We start from the raw sequence: 15,756 nt of genomic DNA, 5'->3' as shown, positions 1-15,756 counted from the left end.
AAAGGACTCTTAATTCTTGCACAGCTCCAACTGGGATAACCTGCGTTATGTGCTGGCGGTGGCAGACATGGGAAATGTCAGCGCCGCTGCCCGGTCCCTGGGCGTCAACCATGCGACCGTCCTGCGGCGCGTCGCGGCGTTTGAGGCGGATCACGGTGGCGCAGTTTTTGAACGCACGGCAACCGGCTATCACGTTTTGCCTGAACGAGCGCGGGTGATTGAGGCCGCGCGCGAGGTCGAAAACGGGGTTCTATCGGTCGAACGTATGATGCATGGGGCCGTCGCCCCCTTGCGTGGCGAGGTGCGCGTGTCGTCAACGGATTCGATTTGCCAGATGCTGTTGCCCCCGTTGGTCGCAGCACTCCATGCGGAATCCACGGAATTGCAGCTCAATCTGCTGAGCACCAACAACCATGCCGACTTTGCGCGGATGCAGGCCGACATCTCGGTGCGTCCGGCATTGGCGCTGCCTGATGAGATGACGGGGGAAAGCAGCGCAATGCTTGCATTTCGGGCCTATCATGTCCCCGGCGCGAGTGATCGCTGGCTGAGCTTGTCAGGCGCATTGGCAAGATCGGCGCCTGCGAAATGGATGGACACCCAAATCTCGCCCGAGCGGATCGCCAAGGGGAGTGACAGCTTTCTGGTGTTGCGTGAATTGGCGAAATTGGGATTGGGAACGGCGATCCTGCCGGTCTTTGTTGGCGACAGGACGCCCGAACTTGTGTCTCATCCCGACAAGATGCCGACACTATCGGTGCCGATCTGGGTCGGAACCCATTCCGATCTGCGTGATGTGCCAAGGATACGCATCGTCCGCGAGCGCATTCTTGACTTCCTCGCTGCGTGCGCGCCGATGCTGGACGGCACAGGTCACGACGGTGCCTAGGTGAACCGGACCTTGCCGATAAATGGCAGGTTGCGATTACGTTGGGCAAAATCAATGCCATATCCGACGACGAACTCGTCCGGGATTTCGAACCCGATCCAGTCGGCGCGAAAATCGACTTCTCTCCGGCTCGGCTTGTCCAATAACGCAATGGATTTCAGGCGCGCGGGTTTGCGGCTGTTCAGCAGGCCGATGACGTGATTCAACGTGTGCCCGGTGTCAACGATATCTTCAACAACCAGCACGTCACGTCCTTCAATTGCACCTCTCAAGTCTTTGAGAATGCGCACTTCTCGACTGCTCTCGGTGCTGTCTCCATAGGATGACGCCTCGAGGAAATCGACCTCAATCGGCATATCTAACTCGCGCACTAGATCGGCGATAAAGACAAAACTGCCCCGCAACAGCCCGACCACGACAAGTTTGTCGGTGCCGTCAAATTCCGCGCGAATGTCGCGGCACAGCTCTTCGATCCGCGCGGCAATCGCCTTGGCAGAAATCAGTTCATCGATGACATATGGCCGCTTTGACATGGTCGCCCCTTGATCTTTTGGCCCAACCATACGACATGACGCGCCACTGTCATCCCTGAACTGCCGGTGCCGAGGATATGCCAACCCATTCGGAAACCCGACCCATGCCCTACACGGCCCAGCAGATGTACGATCTGGTGGCCGATGTTGCGTCCTATCCCAAATTTCTGCCTTGGTGTGCCGCTGCACGCGTGCGCAGTGTGACGCCGCAGGGTGAGGCCGAAGTGATGGAAGCGGACCTGGTGATCAGCTTCAAGGTTTTTCGCGAACGGTTTGGCAGCCGGGTCACATTGTGGCCCGAACAGAAGAAAATCGACACAGAATATATCGACGGCCCTTTCAAGTTCATGAAGTCGAACTGGTCGTTCGCGGATACGGAAACCGGGTGCGATGTGTCCTTTCACGTTGATTTTGAGTTCAAGAACGCGATCCTGCAAAAGGTGATCGGCCTTGTGTTCAACGAAGCCATGCAACGGATCGTGCGAGCATTCGAAACACGCGCCGCTGATCTCTACGGACCCGGTGCCTGACGCAAAGCCGCGAGCTTAAGCCGGGCCAAAGTGCATCTTGCACGGTCTGCGCCAACTGAGAAAACACCCTTTACGGGTCGCCCCAAACGGGTAACGTGACGCCATGACCGACACGTTAACAACTCGCCTTGCCGCCTTTGCCGCAGGCCCCGTTTCCGCAAGCCCCCTCGCACAGCGCGTGACATGTCTCTCAGCACTCGACTGGCTGGCCGTTGGTCGGGCGGGTGCCGAAGAACCGGTTTCAAAAATTGTCCGCGAGATGGCGCAAGACGAAGGCGGAGCAGGGCAGGCGCAAGTGTTTGGAGGCGCAGAGGCATTGCCCGCACGTGCCGCTGCTTTGGTCAATGGCACGATTTCGCACGCGCTTGACTATGACGACACGCATTTCGCCCATATCGGTCATCCCTCGGTGGCGGTGTTCCCGGCGGTTCTGGCGTTGGCAGAGCAGCGGGATTGCGCGACCGTCGAAATTCTCGAGGCCGCCCTAGTCGGCATGGAAGGCTCCATCCGCGTGGGGCTATGGCTGGGACGTTCACACTACCAAACAGGCTTTCACCAGACCGCCACGGCGGGTGCGTTCGGGGCCGGATTGGCAGCCGGACGCATTCTCGGGCTATCGGCAGATGATATGGCACAGGTGCTTGGGCTGATCGCAACGCGTGCTGCAGGTCTCAAGGCGCAATTCGGAACCATGGGCAAACCGTATAACGCTGGTCTTGCGGCTAGCACCGGGGTCGAGGTCGCCTTGTTGGTAGCGCGCGGGTTCCAGTCGAACCCGGACGCCTTGGCTGGGGCGCGCGGTTTTGGCGAGACCCACCATGGCGAGGCCAACGAAATCATCGCGCTCGACGGTCTCGGAGAAAACTGGTTGTTCGAAACCGTAAGCCACAAGTTTCATGCCTGTTGCCACGGGCTACACGCAGCGCTTGAAGCTGCGCGCGATCTGGATATCGCGGCACCGGAAATCGAAGAGATGACGGTGTGGACACATCCCCGCTGGATGAGCGTTTGCAATCAACACTCCCCGACCACCGGTCTCGGGGCCAAGTTCAGCTATGGAACTGTGCTGGCGATGCGGGCCGTTGGGTATAACACCGCGCGGTTGGAGAGTTATTCGGACAGGGTTTGCGCCGACCCGCGCATCATCGAACTGCGCAATCGGATCACCGTGAAATCGGATGACAGCCTGAGCGAGACACAGGCCGTGCTGTCAGTGCTGCGCCGGGATGGTGTGCGCGATGAGGCCACCCATGATCTGCAAAACCTGCCAGAACTGGCCGAGCGGGAAGGGCGGGTCCGTCGCAAAGCCACGCTCTTGATCGGGGCAGAGCGTGAAAACCTCGCCTGGTCGATCCTGAAAGGTGACGGACGCGCTCAGGGGTTTGCCGGGCTTCTGAACGATTGACGGCGGACCTTGACCCGCCGTCGGTTTGGTTCGCTCAGCTTGTCATGTCATAGGCACGCTCGCCATGGACAGCGAGGTCAAGCCCGTTGGTTTCGGTTTCCGCGTCCACCCGCAAGGGCGTGATCAGCGCCACGACCTTCACCAGAATGATCGTAACGACCAGAGTGAAGGCACCGACAATCGCGAGGCTGCCAAGCTGTGCGGTCCAGGTGCCCGCACCAAACACCGCAATCATGATCGTGCCGAAAATGCCGCCGACGCCATGAACCGCGAACACATCAAGTGTATCGTCGATCTTGAGAACCTGCCGCATCAAAACCACAGCCTCCTGACACAGCAGCCCGGCAATCGCGCCGATGATCAGGGCTTCGACCGGACCGACAAAGCCGCTGGCCGGGGTGATCGAGGCAAGTCCGGCGATCGTGCCTGTGACCATGCCGACCAGCGATGCCTTACCGAACTTGATCCGTTCCCACAGCGCCCAGGTCAGGGATGCCGTCGCGGCCGAAATATGGGTCACGGTCAACGCCATCGCGGCTCCGCCGTCTGCAGCAAGCTGGCTGCCACCGTTAAATCCGAACCAGCCGACCCACAGCATTGCGGCGCCGATCATTACAAAGCCGGGGTTGTGCGGTGGTGTCGTCTGGTTCTTGCGTGGCCCGAGGAAGAAGGCGATGACCAAGGCGGCAAGCCCAGCCGTTTCATGCACGACGATACCGCCGGCAAAGTCCCGCACACCGGTTTCGCCAAAGATGCCACCATCTGACAGAAAACCACCGCCCCAAACCCAATGGACCACCGGCGCATAACAAATCAGCATCCAAAGCGCTGAGAACACCAGCACAAAACCAAACCCGATCCGTTCGACATAGGCGCCGACGATCAAGGCCGGGGTGATGATGGCAAAGGTCATCTGGAACGCAAAGAACAGGATTTCCGGCAAGGTGCCGGCAAGGTCATCTGGGGTCATCCCGATCAAGAGCAACTTGTCCAGACCACCCCAATAGCCCGAGGTGCCGCCGCCAAAAGCGATGGAATACCCTGCGACAAGCCACAGAACGCTCATCAGGCATGCAATGGCAAAGCAATGCGTGAATACGCTGAGCACGTTGCGTGCGCGCACCAGCCCGCCGTAAAACAGTGCCAATCCCGGCAAAGTCATGAATAGGACCAAGGCCGTAGCCACGATGATCCATGCTGTATCGGCTCCATTCATGATGCCGCTCCTCCCCTCGTTTTCCTCATTACGCGGATAGACCCCAAAGCGAGTCGAGGAAAAAAGAAGCAAGTTCGTCCGGACGGTACAAAATGCGGGCGATTTAGGTATTGACATGAAAGTAGGCGTTAATCGGGGCTGTACGCCAAAAATTTAGCCTGTCTACGAAAGGGCGCGCGCCAGAAGTGTCAGCGCATGATCGCATGCCGCACGGCGCACCCGGGCGCGACCCAATGCGCCGAATTCGACGATTTCGGTTTTGGTCAGTTGGCCTTTCATTGCCAACCCGAAACACACCCGGCCTTCGGGTTTGAACTCTGATCCCCCTGGGCCGGCGATGCCGGTGATAGATACCGCCAACTCTACAGGCGCATGGGCGAGGGCGCCGTCTGCCATTTCGCGGGCGACGTCTTCGGACACCGCTCCAAGCCGGTCCAGCGTTTCTGCGCTGACCCCGAGCATCTGCTGTTTGGCCTCGTTGGAGTAGGTGACAAAGCCTCGGTCCACCACATCGGATGATCCGGCAAAATCAGTAAGCGCTGCGGCCACCATTCCGCCGGTACAGCTCTCGGCGGTGGCGATCCGAAGCCCCGCGTTGCGGGCTCGTGCGAGCAGGGACGCGACATCTACCATCCCATCACCCCATGCCACAAACCGGCGAGGACGATCACTCCAAGTGCCGCAAACACCCCGGCAATCACATCATCAAGCATCACGCCGAGCGGATCATTGCGCCGGTCCGCCCAACCGACCAGCCAAGGCTTGCTGATATCAAACAGGCGGAACAACAGAAACGCCGCGATCCAGCCGGGCCAGAGTTGTGTGATGTTCAAACCCATCGACCAGGCCGAATAGCTAAGCGGTGCCAGCGCAATCAACTGACCCGCGACCTCGTCAATGACGATTTCGGACGGATCGTGGTCCGCGCTCTCTCGTGTCATTACTCGCGTCGCCCAAAGCCCCTTGAAGAATGTGGCAACGATGGCCAGCAGAAACAGCGGAAAGCCTCCGATCAGATGAACAAGCCAACCCAGAGGCAAGGCGACCAGAGATCCCCATGTTCCCGGTGCGGGCCGCAGATAGCCGACACCGCAGACCGTGGCGATAAGTTGCGCCAACCGGGTCATACCGACACCAGCGAAGCAGTGGCAATCGACGCGATGCCTTCACCGCGCCCGGTAAAGCCCAACCGTTCCGAAGTGGTCGCCTTGACGGAAACGCGCGCGACGTCCATCCCCATGATCTCGGCAAGGCGGGCGCGCATCGATGCCGCATGTGGTCCGATCTTGGGCGCTTCGCAGATCAATGTGACGTCGACATTGCTGATCGTCAGGCCCATCTCGGCGGCCAGATCGACCGCGTGGCGCAGAAAGATGTCGCTTGCGGCCCCTTTCCATCTATCGTCGCTGGGCGGGAAGTGCTGGCCAATATCACCGCGCGCCAAGGCGCCATAAATCGCATCCGTCAGCGCGTGCATGCCGACATCCGCATCGGAGTGGCCTTGCAGGGCGCGATCGAACGGAATGTCGATCCCGCACAGGGTGACGTTGCTGCCAGGTTCGAACCTGTGCACGTCAAATCCGTTTCCAAGCCTTATATCCATGCCTATGCCTCTGTAATCTCGTGCTGCGACCGGAGCGACTCCGGGCAGAACCTGCGTTTCGTGTTTAGGCTGTGGGTCAATCTGTGGCAATCACCCCAAGTATACTGCCTAATTTTTACGCACCTGCAATTTGTGGCGGCAGTTAACGTGCGCTGAACGTTGTATGCGTTGGGTGTCTACTCTAAACCGGAGGCAACTGCACAAGGATTGGGCGCTTGACCCCACGACTAAACACTGCCGTCCTGACCCCTCCGGTTGTATTGGCACCGATGGCCGGAATCACCGATCGGCCGTTTCGCGACCTGGTCCAGAGCTTTGGTGCTGGGCTGGTGGTCAGCGAAATGGTCGCGAGTCAGGAAATGGTTCAGGCCAAGCCCGGCGTGCGCGAGCGGGCCGAGTTGAGCGCCGATGTTGCAAACACAGCCGTTCAGCTTGCCGGGCGCGAGGCGCATTGGATGGCCGAGGCGGCCCGTCAGGTCGCTGACCGGGGAGCGGCGATCATAGACATCAATATGGGGTGCCCAGCCAAAAAGGTGACCAATGGCTATTCCGGCTCTGCATTGCTGAAGACTCCCGATCACGCGTTGCGCCTGATCGAGGCGGTCGTCGCGGCGGTCGATGTGCCGGTCACATTAAAAACCCGACTCGGCTGGGACAGCGATTGTCTGAATGCGCCTGATGTTGCGCGCCGCGCCGAAGCTGCGGGGGTACAGATGATCACCATTCACGGGCGCACCCGCTGCCAATTCTACAAAGGCCGCGCCGATTGGGAGGCCATCGCTCGCGTAAAGGAACAGGTCAATGTTCCGGTCATTGCGAATGGGGATATCACCGGCACGACCACCGCTCGCAAGGCGCTCGCACAATCCACTGCCGATGGTGTGATGGTCGGACGCGGAGCACAGGGTAAACCGTGGCTGCTGGCGCAGATCGCGCATGATTTATGGGATGCGCCTGCGCCGGACGTGCCAGATGGTGCCGCGTTGGTGCGCCTTGTTAGCGGGCATTATGAGGCGATGTTGTCCTTTTACGGATCGGACCTGGGTCTGCGCGTCGCGCGCAAACATCTGGGTTGGTATATGGATACCGACGGTGCGCCTGCCGGACTTCGCCGGATGATCCTGACGTCGAAAGATCCGCAAGAAGTGCTGCGGCTCTTACCTGATGCGCTTTCCCAACAGCCAGAGGATGCCGCCGCATGATCTCTGATGCAAACATCTGGGCCTCTTTGCCCATCCCGGCCTTTCTGATCGATGCCGATGACAAGATCATCGATGTGAATTCGGCAGGCGAAGGGTTCCTGAATCTCTCGGCCAAGTCCGTTATCGGAACCCCGGTCTGGGACCAGATCGCAATTGATGCGCCGATCGAAGATGCCTTTGCCCGCGCTCGAAAGAACGGCACGCCGCTTTTTGTCAATGATATCGACGTCGGGTCGGGCAGCCGTGCGCCCTTGCAATGCGCGTTGCAGATTGCCCCGCTGATTGTCGAACCTACCACGATGATCATGATGATCTCGCCGCGCGAACTGGCCGGGCGTATGACGCAAAGCCATTCGGTGAAATCCGCCGCACAATCAGCGATCGGGATGGCCGAAATGCTCGCGCATGAGATCAAGAACCCCTTGGCTGGGATCACCGGCGCTGCGCAGTTACTTAGCATGAATTTGCCGCCAGAAGACCTTGAACTTACAGATCTTATTGTCGCCGAGGGACGCCGGATCGTAAAGCTTCTTGAGCAGGTGGAACAGTTCGGAAACCTGTCGACGCCCGAATTCCGCGCGGTGAACATTCACGATGTATTGGACCGGGCGCGCCGTTCTGCGTTGCTTGGTTTTGGCGCGCATATGCGGATCGTCGAAGATTATGACCCGTCGCTGCCATTGGCCTATGGGGACCCGGATCAGCTGTTGCAGGTCATCCTGAACCTTCTGAAAAACGCCTCCGAAGTGGCCGATCGATCCGGCGGAAATATCCGCATCCACAGCTATTACGAACATTCCTTTCGCCTGCGCCGCGCCGACGGTAGCGGTCAGTCCCTGCCGCTCCAGGTCGAGATTATCGATGATGGTCCGGGCTTGCCGGAAGAAATCCGCGCCGACGTGTTTGACCCATTCGTATCCGGGCGCGAGAACGGCACCGGGCTTGGATTGGCGTTGGTGAGCAAGATCATTTCCGACCATGGTGGCTGGATCTCGGTCACTTCGGTGCCCGGGCGAACAGTGTTCCGCCTTTCGCTTCCGCGGGTGCCCCGCAACCTTGATAACGAGGAGACTTCCTGATGGACGGCACGGTACTTGTCGCCGATGACGACCGCACGATCCGCACGGTTCTGACGCAGGCCTTGACCCGCGCAGGGTGCAAGGTGCACGCCACAAGCTCGCTGACAACGCTGATGCGATGGGTCAGCGAGGGTAAGGGCGATGTCGTGATCAGCGACGTGATGATGCCCGATGGCAACGGACTGGAGATGTTGCCCAAGATCGCCGAGGACCGACCGGGTCTGCCGGTAATCGTGATTTCGGCGCAGAATACGATCATGACCGCCATTCAGGCCGCCGAGGCCGAGGCCTATGATTATCTGCCCAAGCCCTTTGATCTGCCCGACCTGATGAAGCGGACGTCGCGAGCGCTTGACCTCAAGCGGCACACCCCGACCGGAGCGGTTGAACCCAGCGTCGATGAGCGCCCCGAAGATCTGCCGCTGGTGGGCCGGACACCGATCATGCAGGCGCTATATCGGCTGGTGGCCAAGGTGATGAACACCGATCTGCCGGTGTTGATCTCGGGCGAAAGCGGCACCGGAAAATCCCTCATCGCGCGGGCGATCCATGACTTTTCCGACCGCCGAACCCTGCCGTTCATTTCGGTGACAAGTGCTGATCTGCAGGAGCTCGAAGGGCCTGCGAGGGTCCTCGCAAGGGTCAAGGGCGGTACCGTCCTGATTGACGAGGTCGCGGATGTCGATGACGAAATTCAGGCGCGTATCGTTCGCATGATCGATGCCCCGGGGGATCACGTCCCGCGCTTTATGGCGACCGGGCAGGGCGATCTGGCCGAGGCGATGGAAAAGGGCAGGCTGCGCAAGGACCTCTATTACCGGCTCAGCGGTGCAACATTGAATGTGCCGGCCCTGCGCGAACGCGTTGATGATATCGGGCTGCTATCTGAACATTTCCTGTCACGTGCTGAACGGGATGGGTCGGCCAAGCGCTGGCTCAGCGAGAGTGCGCTGGATATGTTTCGCGCCTATAGCTGGCCCGGTAATGTCAGACAGCTGGAGAATGCGATTCGCCGGTTGGCCCTGACCAGCCGCGCCGACGAAATCACCCGCGCCGAAGTCGAGGTCGTGCTGGGTAATCAGCCCGAGATGGAACCGGTGTTGGGGCAGAGCAGCGCGGAAAAACTGTCGGCCTCGGTTGAACGGCATCTGCGTCGCTACTTTGATCTGCATGGCAATATTTTGCCGCCACCGGGACTTTACGCGCGGATCCTCAAGGAAATGGAGACACCGCTGATCGAGATCGCCCTTGAGGCGACAGGCGGAAATCAGGCCAAATGCGCCGATCTCCTAGGCATCAACCGCAATACTTTGCGCAAGAAGATCACGGATCTCGATATAGAGGTGACACGGCGCCGCAAATTGATGTAAAACCGCCACATAACCGTGGCAGGCCGGTGTCATTCAACGCTGACACCGGGACAAGACCACGAAATATGGCGGTACGCCGCGCGAGCGGCACATCAATATGAGGGCAACACGTGACAACCCGGTCACAGAACAGGCCGTTCCTGACGTTTAACCGGTGGCGCAAGACCAGACGGGCCAAGAATGCGGGCACGTTGGGGCTGGTGCTGTTGGGGCCTGCGCTTGCGTTGGCCACGTTCATGGTTTTGGGGCCGTTTGATCAACACGCGTCCTCTCCGGCGCTGCGTTTCATCCTGCTGGCGGATCTGGTCTATATTCTAGTCGTGGCGACGCTTGTGCTTGGGCAAGTGGCGCGTCTGATCGCGGCGCGGCGGGCGCGATCAGCGGGGTCGCGGTTGCACCTGCGGCTGACGGCGGTGTTTGCGCTGCTGGCCCTGATCCCCACCGTGATCGTCGCGGTGTTTGCCGGTTTGACCGTTAATATCGGACTTGAGGGCTGGTTTTCCGAACGCGTTCGTCAGGTTGTTGGATCGTCGTTGTCGGCGGCCGAGGCCTATGAGCAGGAACATCGTGAAAACCTGGCGCAGGATGCGCTCGCGTTGGCGCGGTTCCTTGCGACCACGCGACAGGTCAATGTTTTTGTGAACGATGCCGAATTGCGCCAGTTTCTCGGGCAAGGACAGGCCCAGATTCAGCGCGGGTTGCGTGAGGCCTATGTCATTGATGGAACAGGCGAAATCCGGGCGCGGGGCGAAGGTTCTTATCTGTTTGATTTTGAACGTCCGACACCCGCGCAACTGACCGAAGCCAGTGAAGACAACATTCTGATTATTCAGGACTGGGACAACAACGAATTTCGCGCGCTTCTGCCGCTGGAGACATTTGTAGACCGTTACCTTTATGTGAGCCGCGAAGTTGATGGCGATATACTGAGTCTGCTGGACGAGACCAAGGAAACCGTGGTGCTCTATCAGCAATTGGAAAATGAACGCGGCCGCGTGCTGTTTGAATTCGGGCTGCTGTATCTCGGCTTTGCGTTGATCCTCGTGTTGGCGGCAATCTGGTCTGGTCTGTGGTTCGCTGAACGGCTCAGCCGACCTGTCGGACGGCTGACGACTGCTGCGCAAAAGGTCGGTGCAGGTGATCTGGATGTTCAGGTGCACGAAGAGGCCGGTGATGATGAAATCGCTCTGCTTGGCCGGTATTTCAACCAGATGACCTATCAGCTCAAAGGCCAACGAGAGCGTTTGCTGGACAATACCCGCCAGATCGAACGCCGCCGCCGGTTGTTTGATTCCGTTCTGACTTCGGTAACCTCGGGGGTTGTCGGCCTTGATCCTGATGGCAAGGTGACATTCGTGAACCGGTCTGCAGAACGCCTTCTGGATTGGGCAGGAAACGAACAGGAAGTTGCCTTGACCGTTGCCGTCCCGGAATTCGGAGCATTGTTTGAAACCCTGAGAACCGGAACCGGCGAGGTTGCGCAAAGCGAAATCAAGGTGTCGCGACAAGGCCGGATGGAAAATCTGCTTGTGCGGATGTCGACCCGGCGCGAGACAGATGGTAGCCTTGAAGGGTATGTGGTTGCCTTTGACGATGTCACAGATCTTGTCAGTGCCCAGAGAATGGCGGCTTGGGGCGACGTGGCCCGTCGGATTGCGCATGAGATCAAGAACCCGCTAACGCCGATCCAGCTAAGCGCCGAGCGCATCAAGCGCAAGTTCGGCCCTGTCGCGGGCGAAGAGCGCGAGAAGCTTGAGGCGATGACCGATGTGATCGTCCGTCAGACCAACGACCTGCGCCGCATTGTGGACGAATTCAGCAAATTCGCCCGAATGCCCGAGCCTGATCGACGGAAAGAGGATTTGGTGGCACTGGTCCGTGATGCGGTCCTACTGCAACAGACAGGCCAGCCGGATGTAAAGGTCAGCGCAACATTGCCAGAGGAGCCGATTTCGGCAGAACTGGACGCAACGATGATGTCCCAAGCGTTGACAAACCTGATCAAGAACGCCGGGGAAGCGATTGAAACGCTGCAGAAAAGCGGCGCTCCGGAGGGGCTTGTTCCCGAGATACAAGTGTCGCTCACCACATCTGGACGAGGATGCGAGATTACCATCGCCGATAACGGGATTGGTCTGCCGGAAGATCGGGCCCGGCTGTTTGAACCCTATGTTACCACACGGGACGAGGGCACAGGGCTGGGTCTGCCCATCGTTAAGAAAATTATCGAAGAGCACGGCGGAACGCTGTCCCTTGAGGACGCGCCGGTGTTTGCCGGGCAATCCCACTTTGGCGCGATGGCGGTAATCCGGCTGGCGACCATGACATCAATTGAACCAAACGCCGCCAAGGCAGGCGAGGCAGAGGCAGAAAGAGCAGGAGCGATATGAGTGATATTCTGATCGTCGATGACGAACGCGATATTCGGGAACTTGTTGGTGATATCCTCGAAGACGAAGGATTTGCCACACGGCTGGCGGGCAACTCGGATGACTGCATGTCGGCCATCAATACCGAGGCGCCGGCGCTGTTGATCCTCGATATCTGGCTGAAAGATAGCAGGATGGACGGCATCGACATCTTGAAGGCCGTCAAACGTGACAACCCGGATGTGCCGGTGGTGATCATTTCAGGGCATGGCAACATCGAAATTGCCGTCGCCGCGATCAAGCAGGGCGCCTATGATTTCATTGAAAAGCCGTTCAACATCGATCAGCTTCTGGTCGTGATCCGTCGCGCGATGGAAGCGTCGCGACTTCGCCGGGAAAACAGTGCGCTCAAGCACCGCGATGGTGCGGTGGCCGAAATGATCGGCATCAGTTCCGCTTTTCGTACATTGGTCAGCAACCTTGACAAAGTCACCAAGTCCAACGGCCGCGTGATGCTGACCGGACCGGCCGGATCAGGCAAGGAAATCGCGGCGCGTTACATCCACTCGCATTCCAACCGGGCCAGCGCTCCGTTTGTGACCGTCAATTGCGCCAGCATCGAACCGGAGCGGATGGAAGAGGTTCTGTTTGGCCGCGAGAATGCCGAACGTGGCGTTGAACCCGGCCTGCTAGAGCAGGCCCACGGCGGCGTGGTCTATTTTGACGAAGTTGCCGATATGCCGATCGGGACGCAGTCCAAGATTTTGCGGGTATTGGTTGATCAGCAGTTTCATCGCGTTGGTGGCAATGACAAGGTCCGTGTCGATCTGCGGGTTATCTCCAGCACGAACAGGAATCTGGAAGAGGAAATCCAAGCAGAACGCTTCCGGCAAGAACTGTTTCATCGCTTGAACGTCGTGCCAATCGCCGTACCGTCGCTCGAAGAACGGCGCGAGGACGTGCCTGTACTGGCAGAGTATTTCATCGAGGCTTGCCACAAGAGTCAGGGGCTGCCTCAACGGACGATTTCGGATGAGGCGATTGCGCTCATGCAAACAATGGTCTGGCCCGGGAACGTGCGTCAGCTGAAAAACCTGATCGAGCGGGTATTGATTTTGGGCGAGGGCAATGGGCCGATCGAGGCACGTGAATTGCCCGGTGATGAAGTGCAGCCAGCCGATGAAGGCCGCGTGGTTCTGTCTGGGGCCTTGGCGACCTTGCCGCTGCGCGAAGCGCGCGAGGCGTTTGAGCGGGAGTACCTGCTGACCCAAATCAACCGGTTCGGAGGCAATATCAGCCGCACCGCGTCATTCGTCGGGATGGAGCGCAGCGCGCTTCACCGCAAGCTGAAATCTCTGGGGGTTGTCACATCCAGCAAATCGGGAGCGCGGGTTGCGCATGTGGAACAGGAAACCGCTGAAGCCGCAGAGTAGGCGAAGATCGGGCGGCGGCATCGCCGCCCTTCAATACGCCATCCAAATCGCCAGCGTGCCGACAGTAACAAGGCTCAGCGACCAAAGCACATCCATATTGAACCAAGCCTTGGACAGAAACTTCAGGCCAAGCCAAGTATAAACACCAAAGGCGATGGCCCCGCCGGATAAGGTCATGGCCGCAGTGTGCACCAATGCAACGGTCAACGAGATGTCCAGATTGCTCAGCATCAGGTCTGCCGCTGCCCGATGCCCACCCGCTTCTGCTTCGTCGATGCCACACAGACCCAGATAGATCGGCAACAGCATCAGCCCCGCACCATGCGCCATCGCCGCGAGAAATGACCACAGCGCAAGACGGGTCGGCTTGATCCGCGCCAATGCCCTCGGATGACGTCGATTGATAAAGAGGTATAGGCTGGCGGCGATCACCAGAACGCCGGCTCCGATACGGATTTCACGTTGCCAGTCGACCAGCGCAAAAATCATCGTGAATGGCAGCAAAATCGCCGACATCGCCAGAAAGTGGCCAAGCGCAAGCAGCAGCAGCGCCTTGCCGAGCGCTGCGCGACGCCCTTCCATGAGCGCCGCAGAGACCGACAAAGGCCAGCCCATTCCCGGATTTATGCCGTGATAAACACCAGACGTGATGACGGCCCACCACAGGGCTGCCACAGATGGTTCATCCACGCCTAGCTGTTGGGATAGCAGAAACTGTCGGTCGAACAGTCGCCGCCCTCAAGGCGAATTTGGTGACTCCGATATCCATCGGGGAACTCCACCCAAAACGCCTCGTCCAGCGTGAGGCCACCAGTCTCGGAGGCATTTGCCATCACCATGGCCGCGCCGCGCTCGCCCGGATAGAACTGGTCGTCCCAAGTTGAATACAGCGAATTGGTCCAATAGATCCGTTTACCATCGCGGCTGATCTCGACCATCTGCGGGCCATAGCCGAACGCCTTGCCATTGGGATGCGGGGCCTTCTTGACGATGCCGCCAATCTCGACCTTACCGGCGAGAACAGGGTTCATCGGGTCAGAGACATCGTATTGATGCATCTCGCCCGTGCCCCAACAGGCAACGTAGAGAAATTTGTCATCTAGGCTGAGGTCGATATCCGTCACCAAGGGCGGAACCGCGCCAAATCCCTTTAGCAGATCGGGCAAGTCTTCGGCATCGGCGGGCTGTGGGTCGATAGTGACGGTTTTCTTGGCCTCGAATGTGCCATCATCATTGCGCCACCATGTAAAGATCGCTCCCTGCAAATTGGTGGTGTCCACCACGACACCGCAGAACCCGTATTGCTTGGCAGGATCATGTGCAGGGCGAATTTCGAGCGCCATCTGGTGGTTCTCGCCAAGGTCTATGGTCTGGATGTTGCGACGACCGCGCAAGTCCCAGAAATGTATGCTGTGACCGTATTTGTTGCTGAGAAGATCCTCAGCGACGATGCCGTTTTCGAACTGCGGCGGCAGGCCCCATTCGGAACTGACCATATAATCGCGAGGCAGGTTCCACCAGAAATCGTAGTGCTTGTCCTGAACACCGCGGTCCATTTCATAGCGACCTAGAATTTCAAAGGTTTCGCAATCCATGATGAAGATGCCCGGAGGACCGTCGGTGCCATCTTTGCCTCCGCCGCCCAGGGTGGACACATAAATGCCCTCGGGGCCGCAATGGATGGTGTGAGGGCGGGAATATCCTGTTTTCTCAAACAGTTCTTCGGGTTCGATGATTTTGTGGATCTTGGCCTTCAACGGTTCTTTGACGTCAATGATGTAAATACGGCTTGACCGGATGCCGGGGATGATCAGATAGCGGCGCTCAAGAAACGCGTGTCCGGTCAGCGGGCTAAGCGAGGAAGAACAGGCGTTCCAGCCGAAATGATGAAACTCATCACCGGTGTTGGGCATGATGACCGAATGCACGACGTTGCCGTAGGTTTTGGACGTCGGATCCACATCAACCACGGCGAGACCATCAGGTTGCGATCCATCCGGACTGAGCATGAGCGTAAAGGCGAGCTTTTCAACAGGTGCGGCCATGGCCAGTCTTGGCGTGGCGTGAAACGTTGGATCAGGTCTCAAGTTCATAACGCTTTTCCTCCCAGAAAGTGATGTTCGTTGA

14 protein-coding genes and 1 pseudogene are annotated in these 15,756 nt (G+C 58.8%); 8 read left to right on the top strand and 7 right to left on the bottom strand.

Annotated elements, in window-relative coordinates:
* Nucleotides 1–16 precede the first annotated feature (16 nt).
* Nucleotides 17–889 carry a LysR family transcriptional regulator gene (locus ABJO75_RS26215; RefSeq protein ID WP_348125432.1) on the top strand — a complete coding sequence of 291 codons (873 nt, stop codon included), beginning with the start codon at nt 17–19 and terminating at the stop codon, nt 887–889.
* On the opposite strand, the gene hpt is transcribed toward ABJO75_RS26215, so the two are convergent.
* Entirely contained in the window at nt 886–1,422 is a 537-nt protein-coding gene (gene hpt, locus ABJO75_RS26210) for a hypoxanthine phosphoribosyltransferase (RefSeq protein WP_348125430.1), read from the bottom strand. The two genes, ABJO75_RS26215 and hpt, sit on opposite strands and share 4 nt — an antisense overlap.
* 77 nt (nt 1,423–1,499) lie before the next feature.
* Between hpt and ABJO75_RS26205 the strand changes: the two genes are divergently transcribed.
* A complete protein-coding gene (locus tag ABJO75_RS26205) occupies nt 1,500–1,952 on the top strand; it encodes a type II toxin-antitoxin system RatA family toxin (protein ID WP_348125428.1) in 453 nt (150 codons plus the stop codon).
* Between the two features lie 103 nt (nt 1,953–2,055).
* Entirely contained in the window at nt 2,056–3,357 is a 1,302-nt protein-coding gene (locus tag ABJO75_RS26200; protein WP_348125427.1) for an MmgE/PrpD family protein, read from the top strand.
* 34 nt (nt 3,358–3,391) lie between these two features.
* On the opposite strand, the gene ABJO75_RS26195 is transcribed toward ABJO75_RS26200, so the two are convergent.
* The 4 genes and pseudogenes from ABJO75_RS26195 to ispF all read right to left on the bottom strand — a co-directional run.
* Complete coding sequence (locus ABJO75_RS26195) at nt 3,392–4,573, bottom strand: ammonium transporter (RefSeq protein WP_348125425.1); 1,182 nt, start codon at nt 4,571–4,573, stop codon at nt 3,392–3,394.
* Between the two features lie 162 nt (nt 4,574–4,735).
* Nucleotides 4,736–5,206, bottom strand: coding sequence for a CinA family protein (locus ABJO75_RS26190; protein WP_348125423.1), 471 nt, complete (start codon nt 5,204–5,206; stop codon nt 4,736–4,738).
* The gene (locus ABJO75_RS26185) at nt 5,200–5,700 is read right to left on the bottom strand and encodes a phosphatidylglycerophosphatase A (RefSeq protein WP_348125422.1); all 501 of its coding nucleotides are present in this window, start codon (nt 5,698–5,700) and stop codon (nt 5,200–5,202) included. The genes ABJO75_RS26190 and ABJO75_RS26185 overlap by 7 nt, the downstream gene beginning before the upstream one ends.
* Nucleotides 5,697–6,176: pseudogene (gene ispF / locus ABJO75_RS26180) on the bottom strand (2-C-methyl-D-erythritol 2,4-cyclodiphosphate synthase); the annotation flags it as partial. The gene ABJO75_RS26185 and the pseudogene ispF, both read right to left, overlap by 4 nt.
* Nucleotides 6,177–6,445: 269 nt before the next feature.
* Here ispF and dusB point away from each other — a divergent pair.
* From dusB to ABJO75_RS26155, 5 genes are all read left to right on the top strand, one after another.
* Complete coding sequence (gene dusB / locus ABJO75_RS26175; protein ID WP_348125696.1) at nt 6,446–7,378, top strand: tRNA dihydrouridine synthase DusB; 933 nt, start codon at nt 6,446–6,448, stop codon at nt 7,376–7,378.
* On the top strand, nt 7,375–8,457 hold the full coding sequence (locus ABJO75_RS26170) for an ATP-binding protein (protein WP_348125420.1): 1,083 nt from the start codon (nt 7,375–7,377) through the stop codon (nt 8,455–8,457). Before dusB ends, ABJO75_RS26170 begins: the two co-directional genes overlap by 4 nt.
* Complete coding sequence (locus ABJO75_RS26165) at nt 8,457–9,827, top strand: sigma-54 dependent transcriptional regulator (protein WP_348125418.1); 1,371 nt, start codon at nt 8,457–8,459, stop codon at nt 9,825–9,827. Before ABJO75_RS26170 ends, ABJO75_RS26165 begins: the two co-directional genes overlap by 1 nt.
* A 140-nt stretch (nt 9,828–9,967) precedes the next feature.
* On the top strand, nt 9,968–12,217 hold the full coding sequence (locus ABJO75_RS26160) for a PAS domain-containing sensor histidine kinase (RefSeq protein ID WP_348125694.1): 2,250 nt from the start codon (nt 9,968–9,970) through the stop codon (nt 12,215–12,217).
* Nucleotides 12,214–13,629 carry a sigma-54 dependent transcriptional regulator gene (locus tag ABJO75_RS26155; RefSeq protein WP_348125416.1) on the top strand — a complete coding sequence of 472 codons (1,416 nt, stop codon included), beginning with the start codon at nt 12,214–12,216 and terminating at the stop codon, nt 13,627–13,629. The genes ABJO75_RS26160 and ABJO75_RS26155 overlap by 4 nt, the downstream gene beginning before the upstream one ends.
* 30 nt (nt 13,630–13,659) lie before the next feature.
* Here ABJO75_RS26155 and ABJO75_RS26150 read toward each other — a convergent pair whose 3' ends face one another.
* Nucleotides 13,660–14,319 (bottom strand): hypothetical protein, encoded by a 660-nt coding sequence (locus tag ABJO75_RS26150; protein ID WP_348125414.1) that lies wholly within the window; start codon nt 14,317–14,319, stop codon nt 13,660–13,662.
* Nucleotides 14,320–14,321: 2 nt separating this feature from the next.
* The gene (locus ABJO75_RS26145; protein WP_348125412.1) at nt 14,322–15,722 is read right to left on the bottom strand and encodes a selenium-binding protein SBP56-related protein; all 1,401 of its coding nucleotides are present in this window, start codon (nt 15,720–15,722) and stop codon (nt 14,322–14,324) included.
* Nucleotides 15,723–15,756 lie beyond the last annotated feature (34 nt).

It is taken from the genome of Sedimentitalea sp. (assembly GCF_039973035.1).
Taxonomy (GTDB): domain Bacteria; phylum Pseudomonadota; class Alphaproteobacteria; order Rhodobacterales; family Rhodobacteraceae; genus Sedimentitalea.
The sequence above is the reverse complement of the archived record's forward strand: the minus strand, read 5'-3'. Positions and strand labels throughout refer to the sequence as shown.

Bases quoted from the DNA above. Each gene is read 5' to 3' on its own strand.
- ABJO75_RS26190 (WP_348125423.1), bottom strand. From the start codon at position 5,206: ATGGTAGATGTCGCGTCCCTGCTCGCACGAGCCCGCAACGCGGGGCTT.
- ABJO75_RS26155 (WP_348125416.1), top strand. From the start codon at position 12,214: ATGAGTGATATTCTGATCGTCGATGACGAACGCGATATTCGGGAACTT.
- ABJO75_RS26200 (WP_348125427.1), top strand. From the start codon at position 2,056: ATGACCGACACGTTAACAACTCGCCTTGCCGCCTTTGCCGCAGGCCCC.
- ABJO75_RS26205 (WP_348125428.1), top strand. From the start codon at position 1,500: ATGCCAACCCATTCGGAAACCCGACCCATGCCCTACACGGCCCAGCAG.
- ABJO75_RS26145 (WP_348125412.1), bottom strand. From the start codon at position 15,722: ATGAACTTGAGACCTGATCCAACGTTTCACGCCACGCCAAGACTGGCC.
- ABJO75_RS26170 (WP_348125420.1), top strand. From the start codon at position 7,375: ATGATCTCTGATGCAAACATCTGGGCCTCTTTGCCCATCCCGGCCTTT.
- dusB (WP_348125696.1), top strand. From the start codon at position 6,446: ATGGCCGGAATCACCGATCGGCCGTTTCGCGACCTGGTCCAGAGCTTT.
- ABJO75_RS26165 (WP_348125418.1), top strand. From the start codon at position 8,457: ATGGACGGCACGGTACTTGTCGCCGATGACGACCGCACGATCCGCACG.
- ABJO75_RS26195 (WP_348125425.1), bottom strand. From the start codon at position 4,573: ATGAATGGAGCCGATACAGCATGGATCATCGTGGCTACGGCCTTGGTC.
- hpt (WP_348125430.1), bottom strand. From the start codon at position 1,422: ATGTCAAAGCGGCCATATGTCATCGATGAACTGATTTCTGCCAAGGCG.
- ABJO75_RS26185 (WP_348125422.1), bottom strand. From the start codon at position 5,700: ATGACCCGGTTGGCGCAACTTATCGCCACGGTCTGCGGTGTCGGCTAT.